Below are 16,595 nucleotides of genomic sequence, written 5' to 3'. Positions count from 1 at the left end.
CGTCCCCCCCCCGCGCCGCCGACCTCCGTCCGGCCCGGTGGCCTTCGTCCGGCCGGTGACCTCCGTCCGGCCGGGTGATCTCGCTCCCGCGCGGTGACCCCGGGCGTCCCGGCGGTGTCCGACGGGTGGCTCGAGCGCCTCGGCCTCCTCAGAAGGGCGGGTCCCCGCCGCCCCAGGAGTCCGGTGGCGCCGGGTCGGCGCGGCGGTCGTCGGCGCGGTGGTCGTCGGGGCGGGGGTCGCCGCCGCCCTCCTGCTGGCGCTCACCGTGCCGCCGCTCCTCCTGCTGGCGCTCACCGTCCCCGAGCTCCTCTCGGTCGCGGGCGACGCAGCTGCGGGTCCACCGCGCGTCGTCGGCGCCCGCGTCGCACGCCGGGTAGGTCGGCTCGAGCGGACGGTCTGTCCCGCTCCCCGGAGGCCCAGTGGCACCAGACGCACCGGAGGCGGCGGGGGTGGCGGGCGGCAGCAGCGGCTCGGCGCGCGTGGTGGCGACCTGGCCCAGCGGGCTCGTCCAGCGGGTCGGGCCGCCGCCACCGGCGGGGTGCTGCACCCGCCAGCCGAAGCGGTGCTTGGCCAGGTGGTGGCGCCGGCACAGCGGGTGGAGGTTGCACGGGCAGGTGGGTCCGCCGGTCGCGTACGGCTCGACGTGGTCGAGGTCGCAGCGCTCGGCCGGCACGCGGCAGCCCGGGAAGGCGCACCGGGTCCGCGCGGCGCGCAGGTGCCGCTGCGTGGCTGCGCTCGGCGTGTACGGGCCGCCTCCGGCGGCGGCGACGGGGCACGCCAGGCGAGGACGTGCCGGTGCGCCGCGGCGGCGCCCGGGAGGAGAGGTGGTGGCCGGGGAGGTCGACGGCTCCGGGGCCCCCGGTGGTGAGGCACCGGGCGGGGGACCGCTCCCGGCCGGCCCGCGGTCCGCCGCCCCGTCGGTGGGCTGGTCGTCGCCTCGCGGCTCCCTTTCACGTGCATGGGTCGACGGTGACGTGCTCGACGCAGGTCCGCCGCTGGCCGCGCCGGCGTCCGCGGGCGAGCCCTCCGCGAGGAGCCGCTGCAGCCCCGGCAGCGGCACCGTCGCGGTGCTCCGGGAGCCCGCCCCGCCGGCGACGCGCAGGAGGTGCCCGTCCAGGGCGACCAGCCGCCCGGTGGCGGGGTCGGTGAAGGCCCGGCGGAAGGGGTGGTCGCGCAGGTGCTGGACGAGGTGGGCGGCGGGGACGGGCCCGACGCCCGCCAGCTGCGCGGGCTCGTCGTCGGGGCCGAGCAGGCTCGTCATCGCGACGACCACCTGCGGCCCGTGGCAGCGACCGCCGTGCGCGCCGGCGCGCTCGGCGGTGTGGTCGTCGGCGTCGTCATCAGCGGCCGGGCGGTCTCCTGCCGCGTCGGCGTCCTCGTCGGTCGCGCGCCCGGCGGTGGCAGCGGGCTCCGCGGCCCCCGCCGTCGGCCGCACGAGGACGTCGACGAGCGCGTCGAAGCGCCGTGCGTCCACACCTCGGCGGTCGGGCAGCGACGCCGGGTCGACGACGAGCGGATCGACCCCGGCGGCCAGGGCGGCGTGCGGGTCGGTGCGCCCGTGCGGGCCGGAGCGGGCGCGGGCGGCGCCGGTGAGGGCGTCGAAGGCGGACGCGAGGTCGAGGGCGGGGCCGGTGGCGCGCAGCTCGGCCAGCCCGTCGCCCAGGGGGAGGAGGCGGACGCCGCGGGCGCAGACGCCCTCCCGGCTCCGGGCGGCCTCCTCGGCGGGCTCGGCCACGGCGGCGAGGTGGCGGACCCGCGCGCGCAGCTCGGCCGTCGTCAGCCCGGCGAGCTCGGCCGGCTGCAGCAGCGCGTCGACCCGCCGCGCCGACGCGGCGGGCAGGTGCGCCGTCCCGTCGACGACCACCTTCGCGCGGGCCTCGTCCGTGGTGCCGGCCGCCAGCGCGGCGTAGGTGGCCGTGAGGTCGGTGGTGAGCGCCAGCGCCTGGTCGACGAGGTGGGCGGCGGCCGCGGTCGTCAGGTGCATCGCCAGGGCCACCTCGGCGACGGCGGCCTCGACGGGGTCGCCCGTGGCGTGCGCGCGCACGGCCCTCGCCCGGGCCCGCTGACGAGCCCGGTGGCGGGCTCGGGCGGCGGCGGGCGACCCGGCGCGCGCGCCTCCGGTGGCCGTGGGCGCCGACGAGCCGTCGGGTCCGCCGCTGAGCGGCCCGGCGAGCGCGTCGGGGGCGGAGAGGGCGTCGACGAGGTCCGCGACCGCCCGCAGCGTCCCGGCCCAGGACCGCGCTCGCTCCGCCTGCCCGACGACCATGTCGTCGACGAGGGCGCGGGCCCGGTCACGCACCGAGGCGGTGCCGCCCGGCGGCCCGTCGTCCGAGGGGGCGCGCTCGCCGTCCGTGGTGTCCACGGCACCTCCCCTCACCGACAGTCGAACGCCTGTTCGAACAAGCACGACGGTAGCGCCCCCCACCGACAGCGGCCCGTCGGCGGCGGCTGCCTGTGGACGACCGGTCGGCGGTGTCCGATGCCGTCGTCTGCGACCGTCTCGACGCGGCGCTAGACGGCACGAGAGACCTCGATCGACGTCCGGACCGCCCTCACCGCCGCGGTGGTCGGCGGCCCGCCGGTGCGCTCGCCACCACACGGCGGCCGCGTGTGCCTTACTGCCCGTGCCGCTTCCGCCGACGACCGGACCCGCCGACGACCGGACCCGCCGACGACCGGACCCGCCGAGGAACCGGCACTCACCCCGACCGGGCCCCGAGACCCCGAGGACCTCACCGCCGCCCCTCCGCCGACCACCGCCTCCGCCGACCACCGCCTCCGCCGACCACCGCCTCCGCCGACCGCGGCCCCCACCGACCGCGGCCCCCACCGACCGCCGCCTCCGCCGACCGGCCCGCCCCGAGGGGAGCCCCACCCATGCACGACGACCGCGACCTCCTGCGCGCCCGCCTGGTGCGCACGCTCGAGCACCGTCTGCGTCCCGCCGTGCACCGCACGGTGGCGCCCCTGCGCGTCGAGGCCTGGCACGTGGCCGACGAGGAGGGGCGCCGGGGCCGCGGGGAGCCCGTGGCCCCCGCCGCCGCGCTGCCCGGCCCGGCGCGCGCCGCCGACGCCCGCTACGAGCCGATGGCCGTGGGCGACCCGTGGGGCCCGGCGTGGGGGACGACGTGGCTGCACCTCACCGGCGAGGTGCCGGCCGAGGCGGCCGGTCACCGGGTGGAGCTCGTCGTCGACCTCGGCTGGCGGGGGGCGACGCCGGGCTTCCAGGCCGAGGGCCTCGTCCACCGGCCCGACGGGACGCCGGTGAAGGGCCTCAACCCCCGCAACGGCTGGGTGCCCGTCGCCGACCCCGCCGCGGGCGGCGAGCGCGTCGACCTCTTCGTCGAGGCCGCGGCCAACCCCCTCGTGCTCGCCGACGAGGGCGACCGCTTCGGCCCGACCGTGCTGGGCGACCGGACGACCGCGCCCCCCGAGCCGCTCTACCGGCTCGACCGCGCCGACGTCGCCGTCCTCGAGCGCGACGTGCACGAGCTCGTCGCCGACCTCGAGGTCCTCGGCGGCCTCCTCGCCGAGCTGGCCGACGGCGACCCGCGCGGCTGGCAGGTGGCGCGCGCGCTGGAGCGCGCCCTCGACGCCCTCGACCTGCAGGACGTCGCCGGCTCGGCCGCCGCGGCCCGCGCGGAGCTCACGCAGGTCCTCGCGGCGCCCGCGACGGCCAGCGCGCACCGCGTCACCGCCGTCGGGCACGCGCACATCGACTCGGCGTGGCTCTGGCCGCTGCGGGAGACCGTGCGCAAGGTCGCGCGGACGGCGTCGAACGTCGTCGACCTCATGGACGCGCCCGAGGGGCGCGACCTCGTCCACGCCATGAGCTCCGCCCAGCAGTACGCGTGGCTCGAGGAGCACCGCCCCGAGGTCTTCGCCCGTGTGGCGGAGAAGGTGCGCGACGGGCGCTTCGTCCCCGTGGGCGGCATGTGGGTCGAGTCCGACACGAACATGCCGGGCTCGGAGGCCATGGCGCGCCAGCTCGTCCACGGCAAGCGGTACTTCCTCGAGCGCTTCGGCGTCGACACGCAGGAGGTCTGGCTGCCGGACTCCTTCGGGTACTCGGCGGCCCTGCCCCAGCTCGTGCGCCTGTCGGGCTCCCGGTGGTTCCTCACGCAGAAGATCAGCTGGAACACGACGAACGTCTTCCCGCACCACACCTTCTGGTGGGAGGGGCTCGACGGCACCCGCGTGCTCACCCACTTCCCGCCCGTGGACACGTACAACGCCGAGCTGACGGGCGCGGAGCTCGCCCACGCCCAGCGCAACCACCGCGACACGGCCTGGTCGAACCGGTCCCTCGTGCCGTTCGGGTACGGCGACGGCGGCGGCGGCCCCACCCGCGAGATGCTCCAGCGGGCGCGGCGCACCGCCGACCTCGAGGGCTCGCCCCGCGTCGCCGTCGAGGCGCCGTCGGCCTTCTTCACGGCGGTCGAGGACGAGCACGGCGACGGCCCCGTGTGGGTGGGCGAGCTGTACCTCGAGATGCACCGGGGCACCTACACCTCGCAGGCGGCCACCAAGCGGGGCAACCGCCGCAGCGAGCACCTCCTGCGGGAGGCCGAGCTGTGGTCGACGGCGGCCGCGCTCGCCGACGACGCCTTCGCCTACCCCCACGACGCGCTCGACCGGCTGTGGAGGACGGTGCTCCTGCACCAGTTCCACGACATCCTCCCCGGCTCCTCCATCGCGTGGGTCCACCGCGAGGCGCGCGCGACCTACGCCCGCGTCACCGAGGAGCTCGAGGGCCTCGTCGCGTCCGCCCTGGACGCGCTCCCGGGTGACGGGAGCGACGGCGACGTCGTCCTCAACGCCGCCCCGCACGCCCGCCGCGGCGTCCCCGCGCTGGGCGCCGGCGTCCCCGACGACGGCGCGCCGCCCGCGCGGGCCGAGCGCGACGGCGACGGGTGGGTGCTCGACAACGGCGTGGTCCGCGCCGTCGTGGACGCCCGCGGGCTGCTCACCTCCGTGCGCGACCTCGCCGCCGACCGCGAGGTCCTCGCCCCGGGGGGCGCGGGCGCGCTGCTCCAGCTGCACCCCGACGCCCCGAACGCCTGGGACTCCTGGGACCTCGACGCCTCCTACCGCCACCGCGTGAGCGACCTCGTCGGCGCCGACGCCGTCGAGCTGCTCCCGGACGCGGGCGACGGCGCCGCCGGCGTGCGGGTGCGCCGCTCCTTCGGCGCCTCGACCGCGGTGCAGGACCTCGTGCTCGTCCCCGGTGCGGCCCGCGTGGACGTCCGCTGCGAGATCGACTGGGCCGAGCGCGAGAAGGTCCTCAAGCTCGCCTTCCCCCTCGACGTCCACACGGACTCGGCCGCCTTCGAGACGCAGTTCGGCCACCTGCGGCGCGCCACCCACGTCAACACGACGTGGGACGCCGCCCGCTTCGAGGTCTGCGCCCACCGGTTCGTCCACGTCGGCGAGCCGGGCTACGGCGTCGCCGTCGTCAACGACGCCACCTACGGGCACGACGTCACCCGGCACCCCCGCGAGGGCGGCGGCACGACGTCGACCGTCCGCCTGTCGCTCCTGCGCGCGCCGCGCTTCCCGGACCCGGACACCGACCAGGGGACCCACGTGCTGCGCGCGTCCCTCGTCGTCGGCGCCGGGACGGCCGACGCCGTCCGGGAGGGCTACGCCCTCAACCTGCCGGAGCGGCGCGCCACCGGGGGCCGCGCCGTCGCACCGGTCGTCCGCCTGGAGGACGAGAGCGCCCCGGGCGCCGTCGTCGTCGAGGCGGTCAAGGTCGCCGACGACCGGTCCGGTGACGTCGTCGTCCGGCTCTACGAGGCGCTCGGCGGCCGCGCCCGCGCCCGCCTCCTCCCGTCCTTCCCCGTCGCGGGCGTCGACGAGGTCGACCTGCTCGAGCGCCCCGCGCCCGACGACGTCCGCGGCGCGCTGGCGAGCGGAGACCTCGACGAGGGCGGCGGCGCGGCGCTGCGGCTGCGGCCCTTCCAGGTGGTGACCCTGCGCCTGGCCCGCCGCACGACCTGACCCGCCGCACGACCCACCCAGCCCGACCGACCCAGCCCGACCACCCGACCGACCGACCCGACGGATGCGGAGCCCCTGTGCCGACGACGACCCCCGACCCCCTCGCGACCCGCCCGCTGGGACGCACGGGCCTGTCCACCACCGCCCTGGCCCTCGGGACGAGCTCGCTCGGCGGGACGACGATCCCGCCCGCGCACGACGTCCCGGAGGAGGAGGCGCTCGCGACGGTCGAGGAGGTGCTCCGCCGCGGCATCACCCACCTCGACACCTCGAACCAGTACGGCGACGGCGAGAGCGAGCGGCGCCTCGGCCTCGGGCTGCGGCGCGCGGGCGGCCTGCCCGACGGCGTCCTGCTCGCGACGAAGGTGGACCCGCTGCCCGGCGCCGACGACTTCTCCGGCGCCCGGGTGCGCCGCTCGGTGCAGGAGAGCCTCGAGCGCCTCGGCCAGGAGCGCTTCGACCTCGTGCACCTCCACGACCCCGAGCGGATCTCCTTCGAGGACGCCACGGCCCCCGGCGGCCCGGTCGAGGCGCTCGTCGCGCTGCGCGAGGAGGGGCTCGTCGGCCACCTCGGCGTCGCCGGCGGACCCGTGGACCTGCTGCGCCGCTACGTCGCGACGGGGGTCTTCGAGGTCGTCCTCACCCACAACCGGCTCACGCTCGTCGACTCCTCCGCGGAGCCGCTCGTCGAGGACGCCGCGGCCGCGGGCGTCGCCGTCGTCAACGCGGCGCCGTACGGCGGCGGGATGCTCGTCCGGGGCCCCGACGAGGTGCCCACCTACTGCTACCGGCCCGCAGGCGAGGACGTCCTCGCCCGGGTGCGGGAGATGCAGCGGGTCTGCGAGGAGGCCGGCGTGCCCCTCGCGGCCGCCGCCCTCCAGTCCTCCCTGCGCGACGAGCGCGTCGCGGCCACCGTCGTCGGGATGTCCGCACCCGGTCGCGTGGCGCGCACGCTCGAGCTGGCGCGCCACGCGATCGACGACGCGACGTGGGCGCGCCTGCAGGAGCTCGCCGCGCCGGGACGCGCCGGCGTCGGGCTCTGAGCCGGGGCGGTCGGGCCGGCCGCGTCGACCGGTCGATCACCGTCTCTGCCGCCGTCTGGGACGAGCCCTAGACGGCGGCAGAGACCGGTCGAGACGTGGTGCGAGACCCTCAGACGTCGGCGCTGCGGCGGCGCCGCACCTGCGCGACGAGCGCGATCACGACGGCGACGACGAGGAGCGCGTAGATGCCGACGGTGATGGGCGTGGAGACGAGCACCGCCGGGTCGCCCTGGCTGATCGTCAGGCTCCGGCGGAGGTTCTCCTCCGCGAGCGGGCCGAGGATGACGGCGATGAGCACCGGGGCGAGCGGGACGTCGTGGCGGCGCATGACGAAGCCGAGCAGCCCCAGCAGGAGCAGCAGCACGAGGTCCACGACGGAGCCCGCCGAGGCGTAGATGCCCAGCCCGGCGAAGACGGCGATGCCGGCGTAGAGGTACTGCCGGGGGATGCGCAGGAGCTGCGCCCACACCGGGGCGAAGGGCAGGTTGAGCACGAGCAGCACGACGAGGCCGATGAAGAGGCTCGCGACGAGCGCCCAGACGAGGTCGCCCGAGCGGGCGAAGAGCAGCGGCCCGGTCTGGAAGCCGAACTGCTGGAAGGCGCCGAGGAGCACGGCGGCCGTGGCCGACGTCGGCAGGCCGAGCGCCAGCAGCGCGCCCATGGCCGTGCCGGCGGTGGCGTTGCCGGCGGCCTCCGGGCCGGCGACGCCGCGGATGGCGCCGCGGCCGAACATCGGGCGCCGGCGCCGGGCGTCGAGCCGCCGCTCGGTGCCGTAGGCGAGGAAGGTCGGCACCTCGGACCCGCCGACGGGGATGACGCCGAAGGGGACGCCGAAGGCCGTGCCGCGCAGCCACGCCGGCAGCGCCTCCCGGAACTCCGCCCGCGAGAGGAAAGGCCGCCCCTTCACCGTCACGAGCCGGTCGCCGCTCTGCCAGCGCGAGCGGGACGCGACGTGGAGCACCTCGCCGAGCGCCAGCAGGCCGACGGTGATGACGACGATGCCGATGCCGTCGAGGAGCTGCGGCACCCCGAGCGTGTAGCGCACCGTCCCCGTCAGGGTGTCGATGCCCATGACGCCGACCGTGAAGCCGATGACGAGCGCCGCCAGCCCCTTGAGCGCCGAGTCCGCGACGACGAAGGCCGTGGCGACGAAGGCGAAGACGGTGAGGGCGAAGAACTCCTCCGGCCCGAACGCCGAGGCCAGGTCCGCGAAGGCCGGCGCCCCGAAGGCGACGACCGTCGTCGCGATGAGGCCGCCGGTGAAGGCGCCGATGGCCGACGTCGCGAGCGCCTGCGCGGCGCGCCCGTCGAGGGCCATGCGGTGGCCCTCGAACGTCGCCGCGATGGCCGAGGAGTTGCCCGGCGTGTTGAGCAGGATGCCGGTGATCGAGTCGCCGAAGAGACCGCCGTAGTAGACGCCCGCGAGCATGATGAGCGCGCCGGTCGGATCGAGGACGAGGGTGACGGGCAGCAGCAGCGCCACCGCCATCGACGAGCCGAGCCCCGGCAGGACGCCGACGGCCGTGCCGAGCACCGCCCCGACGAAGACCCACAGGATGTTGATCGGCGAGAGCGCGGTCCCGAAGCCGTCCGCGAGGTTCGCGAGGGCGTCCATCAGTCCTCCGTCACGGGCGGGGTCACGGGCGGGGTCGCGGGGGCGGTCACGGGCGGGAGGTCGGTCCGGGTCGGCGGTCGGCGCACGGGTCGCCTCACAGCCCGACCACCCCGGCGGGCAGGTTGAGGCCGAGGCCCGCCCGGAACGCCAGCTGCACGACGGACGCCACGGCGAGGGCCACGCCGAGGTCGAAGAGGCGGCGCCGGCTGCCGAGCGCCTGCGCCGTGCCCCAGAAGAGCCACGTGCCCGCCAGGAGCCAGCCGAGCGGCACGAGCACCGCGATGAAGACGGCGAAGGTCGCGGCGACGAGCGCGACGGAGCGCCAGTCGGTCGGGGCGGTGGGCCGGTCGTCGCCGGCCCCCTCGGGGACGGTGCCGGCGCCCTCGGGCGCGAGGCCCGCGGTGCCCGCCCCCGCGTCGTCGGTGGCCGAGCGCGCGGGCGCCGGCTCGGGGGCGCCGCCGACGGAGCCGGTGTCGCGCTCCCGCCGGGCCGCCCGGCGCTGGCGGACGACGTCGACCCAGAGGCCGACCGTCACCGCCCACGCGAGGACGAGGACCAGCACGGGGAAGAAGCGCGGCCCCGGGCCGCCCTCGCTGCTCGTGTTGGCGTCCATGACGACGAGGCCGTACGTGAGGTACAGGGCGAAGGCCGTGACGACGAGCGCCATCGCCGGCGACCCCCGCGACGGCTCCGGGGCCGCGAGGGGCGCGCGCTCGTCCGTGCCGCCGGCGGCGTCGTCGGCCTCGTCGCCCACGGGGCGGCCCGGGCGGTCGGTGCCCGCGGGGGTGCTCACAGGCCCGCCTCCTCGAGGATCGCCTGGATGCGGGCGACCTCCTCGTCGATGAAGGTGGTGAAGTCGTCCCCGGTGAGCTCGGCGTCCACCCACGCGTTCGTCTCGAGGACCTGCTGCCACTCCGGGGTGGCGAGCGTCTCGGTGACGATGTCGGTGAGCTCCTGCCGCTGCTCGTCCGTGAGCCCCGGCGGCGCGAGGACGCCGCGCCAGTTGCCCTGGTGGACGTCGTAGCCGAGCTCGTAGAGCGTCGGGATGCCGACCTCGGGCTGCGGCTCGGGCGCCGACATGGCGAGGGCCCGGAGCGTCCCGGCCTCGATCTGGTCGGCGAACTCGTTGTAGCCGCTGATGCCGACGTCGCTGGCGCCGGACAGGAGCGCCTGGATGGCCTCGCCGCCGCCGGAGTAGGCGATGTAGTTGACCTCCGTCGCCGGCACGCCCACCTCGAGGGCGAGCTGCGCCGCGAGGAGCTGGTCGGTGCCGCCGAGCGAGCCGCCGCCCACGGCGACGGCGCCCGGGTCCTCCTGCCAGGCCGCGACGAGGTCGTCGACCGACTCCAGCGGCGAGTCCGCCGGCACCACCATGACCTCGTAGTCGTCGGTCGTCCGCGCGATGGGCGTGACGTCGTCGAAGCCCACCGGGCTGTCGTTGATCTCGACGCCGCCGACCATGACGGTCCCGGTGACCATGAGGACGTCGCCCCGGCCCTCCATCTGCTGCAGCTGGGCCAGCCCGATGGTGCCCGCGGCCCCGGTGATGTTGACGACCTGCGGGTTCGTCACGACGCCGGTCTCCCGCATCGTCCCCTGCAGCCGGCGGGCGAGGGTGTCCCAGCCGCCGCCGGGCGACGCCGGGGCGATGATCGTCAGGCCGGTGCGGGCCCCCGAGAGGGTGCCCGCGCTGCGGGCGTCCCAGGCCGCCGCCCCGACGAGGGGCACGAGCAGCGCCACCCCGATGACCGCACGCGCGCGTCGTCGCACGATGCCACTCCTCGTCCGGGGCCCCGCAGGCCGCTCTCGTCGGCCGCCGCCCCGACCGGTCCACCACCGGCCCCGGCCACGACGCCGCTCCTCGTCGGCGGGGACGCTACCCGCACGGAGGGCGCCCGGAGGCGGCCCGGCCGGGGAGCGGACGCGTGACGTGCGCGACACGGCGCGGGCGCCTGCGCCGTCGGCGGCGCGTGGTAGCAAGTGCGGGGCCGGGCGGACGAGCCGCCGGGCCGGTGCGGAGGTGGTCGGCGTGGTGGTCCTCGTGGGCTGGTCGGGCACGGCGGAGGGGGCCGCGGCGCTCGAGCGCGGCGCGGTCGAGGCGCAGCTGCGCGACCTGCCGCTCGCGGTCCTCGACCTGGGCGCGCGCGACGACCACGGCGAGGCGGCCCGGCGCGCGGTCGCCGGCCTGCAGCCGGCGCCGGCGGCGGTGCGGGTGCTGCCGCGCCCGGAGCACCAGGAGCCGGTCGACGCGCTCCTCGACGCCGTCGTCGCCGAGGGCGCCGAGCTCGTCGTCGTCGGCACGCGGCGGCGCTCGCCCGTGGGCAAGTTCCTCCTCGGCAGCACGGCGCAGCGCGTCATCCTCGGCGCCGACGCGCCCGTGCTCGTCGTCAAGGCCGGCCGGGAGGGCGGCGAGGCCTGAGGTCCGCGCCTGAGGTCCTCGCCGTAGGAGGGCCGTCGGCTCAGGCCCGGGCGGGCGCGGGCGCCGCCCCGCGGCTGCGCACGCCGCGCGAGGCGACCAGGCCGACGACGGCGACCCCCGCGACGACGAGCGCCGCGCCCGGGTCCGACCACGCCACCGCCGCGGCCCCGACGGCGACGGGGCCGAGCGTCGCGCCGGCGCCCCGGGCCGTCCCCTCGGCGGCGGTGGCGCTGCCGCGCAGGTCGGGGAACCAGCCGATGCCCAGGGCGGTGGACAGCGGCATCATCGCGCCGAGCAGCACGCCCACGAGGACCAGGCAGGCCGCCTGCGCGAGGCTCCCCGCGTACGCCGTGGCCGCCGCGTACGCGAGCACGGGCAGCGGCAGCACGAGGTACAGCCCCCGGTAGAGGGCCTCGCGCGTGCGCCGGCGCAGCAGCTGCCGGTTGACCGCCGCACCGGTGAAGACGCCGACGGGGATGAGGACGGACAGGACGACGCGCTCGAGCGCCGGCACCCCTCCCGGGCGGCCCTCGAGCAGCAGGCTCACGCCGAAGTGCGAGCCGGAGATGACGAGCCCCAGCACGAGGGAGCCGGCCATGAGCGCGAGCACGCGCCGCTGGCGCATGAGCCCGCCGACCTCGCGCGCCGTCCGGGCGAGGCCCGTCCGCAGGGCGGCGACGGCCGGCACCGGCGCCGCCACCGGGTCGACGGCCGGCACCGCGGCGGGAGGGGCCGCGCGCCGGGCCCACCGCCGTCGGGCGGCCCCGCGTCGGCCTCAGCGCCACGACGAGCATCCCCAGGCTGTAGGCGGCCAGCACGACGAAGACCCACCGCGGCCGGCCGGCCGCGGCGGCCGCCGCCCCGAGCGCGAGGGCGCTCGCCGCCCCGACGCTCATGAAGCCCTGCAGGAGCGAGAGCGTCCGGTCGCGGCGCACGTCGTCGTCGCGGGCGGCGTCGCTGACGACGACGTAGGCGCACAGGGTCACGGCGGCGCTCGCGGCCCCCGTGACGAGCCGCCCGGCGAGGAGCAGGCCGTGGGCGGGGGCCAGGCACAGGGCCAGCGAGGCCAGGCCGTTGACGACGACCGCCGCGGGCAGGACCCGGCGGACGGGGACGACGTCGAGCAGCGGGCCGAGGAGCAGGGTGCCCACCGCCGCGGCGAGGGCGTGCGCCCCGACGGTGAGGCCGACCTGCGAGCCGGTGAGCCCGACCTGCTCCCCGAGGCCCACCGAGACCGGGATGTAGGAGAGCCCGCTGAGGGGCCCGTAGAGGACCAGCACCCCGGCCCCCGTGGCGACGGGGACGGGGCGCGCCCGCCTCGTCCCGGTCCGTCGCACGACGGCACCCTCTCCCGGGCGACCGCGGGGCGCCACACCCGCCCCTCCGGCGCCCGTCGGTCCTCCTCGCCCGCCCGGCGGCGGCCCGGGGCGGCGCCGACCGGTCGGGCGGGTCCTCAGGCCCGGCGCCGCCCGGCGACGAGCGCGGCGACGAGGAGCCAGGCCGTCGTGGCGACGACGGTGAGCGAGAGCGGCACGTGCACCGACAGCGGGGCGTGGTCACCGCTCCAGGCCTGCAGGTAGGTGACGGCGGAGGTCACGACGGCGAGGACGGCGAGGCGGGCCGACGCGCCGCTGCGCCACCACCACAGCGCCGCCAGCGCCGCCAGGCCGGAGGTGACGTGGAGGACGATCGCGCCGCCGCCGTGCAGGCCCAGCCACGAGGGGTCCTGGACGAGGCTGCCCGCGGTGACGAACTGCCACACCACGGCGAGCACGCTGAGGGCGGCCGTGACCTGCAGGGCGCGCAGCGCCGCGGAGGAGCCGGTGGAGCGGGGCGCCCCGGACGAGCGGGGCGAGCGGGCGGTCGTGGTCACGGGGGGCCTCCCGGGAGCGGGGGCCGCTGCTCTGCAGCCCGTCGGGGCCACACCAGCACTCCCGGGGCCGGACCGCCATCCCGGCGGCCCGACCCCGGGGCGCGGTCACCCGGCCGAGGCTCGTGCGCGGCGCGTCAGCGGCCGAAGTCGGCCTTGCGGATGAGCGCGTGGACGCCCGTCGTGCGGTCGACGACCTGCGAGACGGCGAAGTCCGTGGCCGCCGAGAGGTAGGTGTAGGCCACGGGCCCCGGCATCCCCAGCTCCTCGGTGAGGAAGGCCAGGGCGTGGCGCACGGCCTGGCGCATGGCGACGTCGAGGTCCGTGCCGTTGCCACCGCCCTCGGGGCCGTCCTGGTCGGACAGGCCGATGGGGATCCAGTGCTCGGGCGTCTCCGCGAAGGGCTGCTCCGCGGTGATGCGGGGGGCGCCGTCGCCCGGGCGGACGACGGACAGGCGGAGCCGGGCGCGCAGCGAGCCCTCCATCGCCGTGAGGGCCACCTCGCCGTCGCCCTGCGCCATGTGCGGGTCGCCGACGAAGAAGAGGGCGCCCGGCACCCGCACCGGCAGGTAGAGGGTGGCGCCGACGCCGACGTCGGCCACGTCGATGTTGCCGCCGGCGTCCGTGGGCGGCACCGAGTCGACGAGGGCGGTCGTGTCGCGGGCCACCCCCATCATCCCGAGGAAGGGCCGCAGCGGGAACCGCGCCGGCACGGGGCCGGGCATCGCGCCGACGAGGCGGCCCTGCCGGCTCTGGACCGCGGTGAAGACGCTGACGTTGCCGCCCTGGTTGAACCACTCGGCGAGCGACGGGTCGCCGCGCCACGCCTCCGGGTACTCCCCGGGCAGGGCGCCCTTGCCGTGGCGGTTGGAGATGACGCCGTAGGGCACGCGCGGGGTGAGCTCGAGGACGTCGATCTTCAGGACGTCACCGGGCCGGGCGCCCCGCACGTGCACCGGGCCCGTGACGACGTGCGGCCCCGGGCCGTCGTGCGGGGTGCGCGCCGCGACGCCGATCGCGTCCTGCAGCACCGCGTCCGGGCTCACCCCGAAGGAGGTGAAGTAGTCGAGCGGGTCCTTGCCCTGGTCCTCGAGGACGCCCTCGTGGGAGACGGTGTCCATGGTCAGGACCGTCCCCGACGTCACCCGCGCCACCGGGTCGGTGCTCCGCGTGGGCAGGCGCCCCCACAGGGCCGTCGCCGGGTCGCAGGGCACGTAGGTCTCCCGGGCCGGGGGCCGCCGCAGCGGCTGCAGCACCGGGACCGGCCGGCCCGCGGCGCCGCGCGGGGCGGCGAGCGCCGGTGCGGCCGACCCGCCGACGACCGCGGCGGCCGCCGCGCCCATGCCCGCCGCGGCGCGGACGAAGCCCCGCCGACCGAGGCCGCGCGCGAGCACCTCCGCCGCCTGCTCCGGCGTCGGGCCGATCGCCGGCCCGCCGGTCGGCCCGTCGGTCAGCCGGACGGCCCCGTCGCGCCGCTGGGTCGTGAGCTCGTCCACGTCGTCCTCCTCGTCCGCCGGCCCCGGGCGGGACGGCGGGTGCACGCTCCTGCGCCCGTGTTGCCCCGGCGTGTCCCCGCGTTGCCGGCGCGTGACGACGCGGCCCCCCGGGGCGAGTCGTCGCCGGTTCGCCCTCTGAGCCGCCCACCGGAGGGCGAGTCGTCGCCGGTTCGCCCTCGCGTCGCGTTCGGGAGCGCGAGTCGTCGCCGGTCCGCCCCCGCGGGCGGGTTGCCCCGGCGCGGTGGCGGCGCGGAGGATCGCCCCGCCGCGCGGTGCCGACGCCGCGCGCGGAGGAGGAGCCGTGGCCGCCCCGTTCGCCCACCCCCAGCACGAGCCCGTCGCCCGCGCCGCCGCCGGCTTCGCGCGGACCCACGCCGACCTCGTGGCCCTGCGGCCCGAGCCGCTGCACCTGCTGGCCCGCACCCGGCACGCCGGCCGGCGCACCGGCCTCGTCTCGGGCGGCGGCGCCGGCCACGAGCCGCTGCACGTCGGCCTCCTCGGACCCGGCCTGCTCGACGGCGCCGCGCCCGGCATGGTCTTCACCTCCCCGCACAACCGGCAGGTCCTCGAGGCGGGCCGGGCGGCGGCGGGGCCCGACGGCGTCGTGCTCGTCGTGAAGAACTACACGGGCGACGTCATCAACTTCCGCATCGCCGCGGAGCGCCTGCGCCTCGAGGGGGTGCGCGTCGGCGAGGTGCTCGTGGACGACGACGTCGCCACCGACTCCGCCGACAACGCGGCCGGCCGCCGGGGGACCGCGGCCACCGTGGTCGTCGAGAAGCTGCTCGGCGCGGCGGCGGACGCCGGGGCCGACGTCGACGCCCTCGCGGACCTCGGCGCCCGCGTCGTCGCGGCGAGCCGCAGCCTCGCGGTCGCCTCCCGGGCGCAGACCGACCCGGCGACGGGCGAGCCCGCCTTCGCGCTCGGCCCGGACGAGCTCGAGCTCGGCGTCGGCATCCACGGCGAGCGCGCGGAGCGCACCGTCGCGCGGCCGCCCCTGCCCGAGCTCGTCGAGCAGCTCGCCGGGCAGGTCCTCGCCGCCCTCCCGGTGGAGGGCGCGGCGTCCGGCGCGGCCGGCGACGGCGTGCTCGTCGTCGTCAACGGCCTCGGCGCGACGACGCAGCTCGAGCTCTACGCGGTGATGGAGGAGGTGGCCGAGGCGCTCGACCGGCGCGGGGTCGCCGTCGCCGGCGCGCTCGTCGGCACCTACGTGGCGGCCCTCGACATGCACGGCTTCTCGGTGACGCTGACGGCGCTCGAGGAGGGCTGGCTCGACCTGTGGCGGGCACCGTCGTCCTCGGCGGCGCTCTCGGGCGGCGGCCCCGGCGGGCCCGAGGTCGTGCCCGCGCCGTGGGCGGGCGCCGACGGTGAGCCCCCGGCGGCCGCGGCGCCCGTGGACGGCGCGGCTCCCGCCGACGGGTCGCTGCCGGAGGGCGCCTCCGCGCCCGAGCGGGCCCTGCGCCGCTGGGCGGGCGACGTCGAGGCGGCGCACGACGACCTCACGCGCCTGGACCGCCTGGCCGGTGACGGCGACTTCGGCGACAATGTCCGCGGCGGCCTGCGCCGCGTCGTCGCCCGCCTCGACGCGGACGGCCCCGCGTCGGACCGCACGGGGGCGGAGGCGCTCGCGGCGGCCGGCGAGGTGTTCCTCGACGAGGTGGGCGGCACGAGCGGCCCGCTCGTGGGCCTGCTGCTCGCCGAGCTCGCGGCGGCCGCCGAGCGCGCGGGCGGCGAGACCTCGGCCGGCGACGCGGCGTGGGCCGACGGGCTGCGCGAGGGCGTCGCGGCCGTGCAGCGGGTCGGCGGCGCGCAGGTGGGCGACCGCACCCTCGTCGACGCGCTCGACCCCGCGGTGCGGGCGCTCGCCGACGGCGGGTCGCTGGGCGACGCGGCCACCGCCGCGGCCGACGGCGCAGGTGCGACGACTCGGGTGCGGGCCCGCCGCGGCCGGGCCGCCTACCTCGGCGACCGCGTCGTCGGCACCCCCGACCCGGGCGCCGTCGCGATGGCGATGCTCCTGCGGGCCGCCGTCGTCACGGGCGACGAGGCCGAGGACCCCTCGGCGGCCGCGGTGGAGGCGCTGCTCGCCGCCGGCCGCTGAGGCCGCCGCGTCCCGCCGTCGCCGAGATGGAGCCTGTGGTCACCCACG

At 78.4% G+C, this 16,595-nt stretch carries 11 protein-coding genes and 1 pseudogene; 4 read left to right on the top strand and 8 right to left on the bottom strand.

The window, feature by feature from the left end:
• Positions 1-148 precede the first annotated feature (148 nt).
• Positions 149-2,362 carry an HNH endonuclease signature motif containing protein gene (locus WDV85_RS11145; protein ID WP_339570679.1) on the bottom strand — a complete coding sequence of 738 codons (2,214 nt, stop codon included), beginning with the start codon at positions 2,360-2,362 and terminating at the stop codon, positions 149-151.
• 515 nt (positions 2,363-2,877) lie between these two features.
• Here WDV85_RS11145 and WDV85_RS11140 point away from each other — a divergent pair.
• Positions 2,878-6,003 (top strand): alpha-mannosidase, encoded by a 3,126-nt coding sequence (locus tag WDV85_RS11140; RefSeq protein ID WP_339570678.1) that lies wholly within the window; start codon positions 2,878-2,880, stop codon positions 6,001-6,003.
• Positions 6,004-6,080: 77 nt separating this feature from the next.
• Positions 6,081-7,046, top strand: a complete 966-nt coding sequence (locus WDV85_RS11135; RefSeq protein WP_339570677.1) for an aldo/keto reductase — start codon at positions 6,081-6,083, stop codon at positions 7,044-7,046.
• Between the two features lie 109 nt (positions 7,047-7,155).
• On the opposite strand, the gene WDV85_RS11130 is transcribed toward WDV85_RS11135, so the two are convergent.
• The 3 genes from WDV85_RS11130 to WDV85_RS11120 form a co-directional block, all read right to left on the bottom strand.
• Positions 7,156-8,661: a tripartite tricarboxylate transporter permease gene (locus WDV85_RS11130; RefSeq protein WP_339570676.1), complete on the bottom strand. Its 1,506-nt coding sequence runs from the start codon at positions 8,659-8,661 to the stop codon at positions 7,156-7,158.
• Between the two features lie 94 nt (positions 8,662-8,755).
• Positions 8,756-9,454 carry a tripartite tricarboxylate transporter TctB family protein gene (locus tag WDV85_RS11125; RefSeq protein WP_339570675.1) on the bottom strand — a complete coding sequence of 233 codons (699 nt, stop codon included), beginning with the start codon at positions 9,452-9,454 and terminating at the stop codon, positions 8,756-8,758.
• Positions 9,451-10,431: a Bug family tripartite tricarboxylate transporter substrate binding protein gene (locus WDV85_RS11120; RefSeq protein ID WP_339570674.1), complete on the bottom strand. Its 981-nt coding sequence runs from the start codon at positions 10,429-10,431 to the stop codon at positions 9,451-9,453. The genes WDV85_RS11125 and WDV85_RS11120 overlap by 4 nt, the downstream gene beginning before the upstream one ends.
• A gap of 259 nt (positions 10,432-10,690) precedes the next feature.
• Here WDV85_RS11120 and WDV85_RS11115 point away from each other — a divergent pair, with 259 nt between their 5' ends.
• A complete protein-coding gene (locus WDV85_RS11115; protein WP_339570673.1) occupies positions 10,691-11,080 on the top strand; it encodes a universal stress protein in 390 nt (129 codons plus the stop codon).
• A 40-nt stretch (positions 11,081-11,120) separates the two neighbouring features.
• Here WDV85_RS11115 and WDV85_RS11110 read toward each other — a convergent pair whose 3' ends face one another.
• The 4 genes and pseudogenes from WDV85_RS11110 to WDV85_RS11100 all read right to left on the bottom strand — a co-directional run bounded on the left by WDV85_RS11110 (position 11,121) and on the right by WDV85_RS11100 (position 14,446).
• Positions 11,121-11,798, bottom strand: a complete 678-nt coding sequence (locus WDV85_RS11110; protein ID WP_339570672.1) for a hypothetical protein — start codon at positions 11,796-11,798, stop codon at positions 11,121-11,123.
• A gap of 25 nt (positions 11,799-11,823) precedes the next feature.
• A pseudogene (locus tag WDV85_RS17150) lies at positions 11,824-12,309 on the bottom strand (MFS transporter); the annotation flags it as partial.
• A 224-nt stretch (positions 12,310-12,533) separates the two neighbouring features.
• Positions 12,534-12,953, bottom strand: coding sequence for a hypothetical protein (locus WDV85_RS11105; protein WP_339570671.1), 420 nt, complete (start codon positions 12,951-12,953; stop codon positions 12,534-12,536).
• Between the two features lie 134 nt (positions 12,954-13,087).
• On the bottom strand, positions 13,088-14,446 hold the full coding sequence (locus tag WDV85_RS11100) for an acetamidase/formamidase family protein (protein WP_339570670.1): 1,359 nt from the start codon (positions 14,444-14,446) through the stop codon (positions 13,088-13,090).
• A gap of 301 nt (positions 14,447-14,747) precedes the next feature.
• Here WDV85_RS11100 and WDV85_RS11095 point away from each other — a divergent pair, with 301 nt between their 5' ends.
• The gene (locus WDV85_RS11095; RefSeq protein WP_339570669.1) at positions 14,748-16,547 is read left to right on the top strand and encodes a dihydroxyacetone kinase subunit DhaK; all 1,800 of its coding nucleotides are present in this window, start codon (positions 14,748-14,750) and stop codon (positions 16,545-16,547) included.
• Positions 16,548-16,595 lie beyond the last annotated feature (48 nt).

The organism is Pseudokineococcus sp. 5B2Z-1 (assembly GCF_037482305.1).
GTDB lineage: Bacteria > Actinomycetota > Actinomycetes > Actinomycetales > Quadrisphaeraceae > Pseudokineococcus.
Note: the sequence above shows the minus strand (reverse complement) of the source record. Positions and strands in the feature narration are given on the sequence as shown.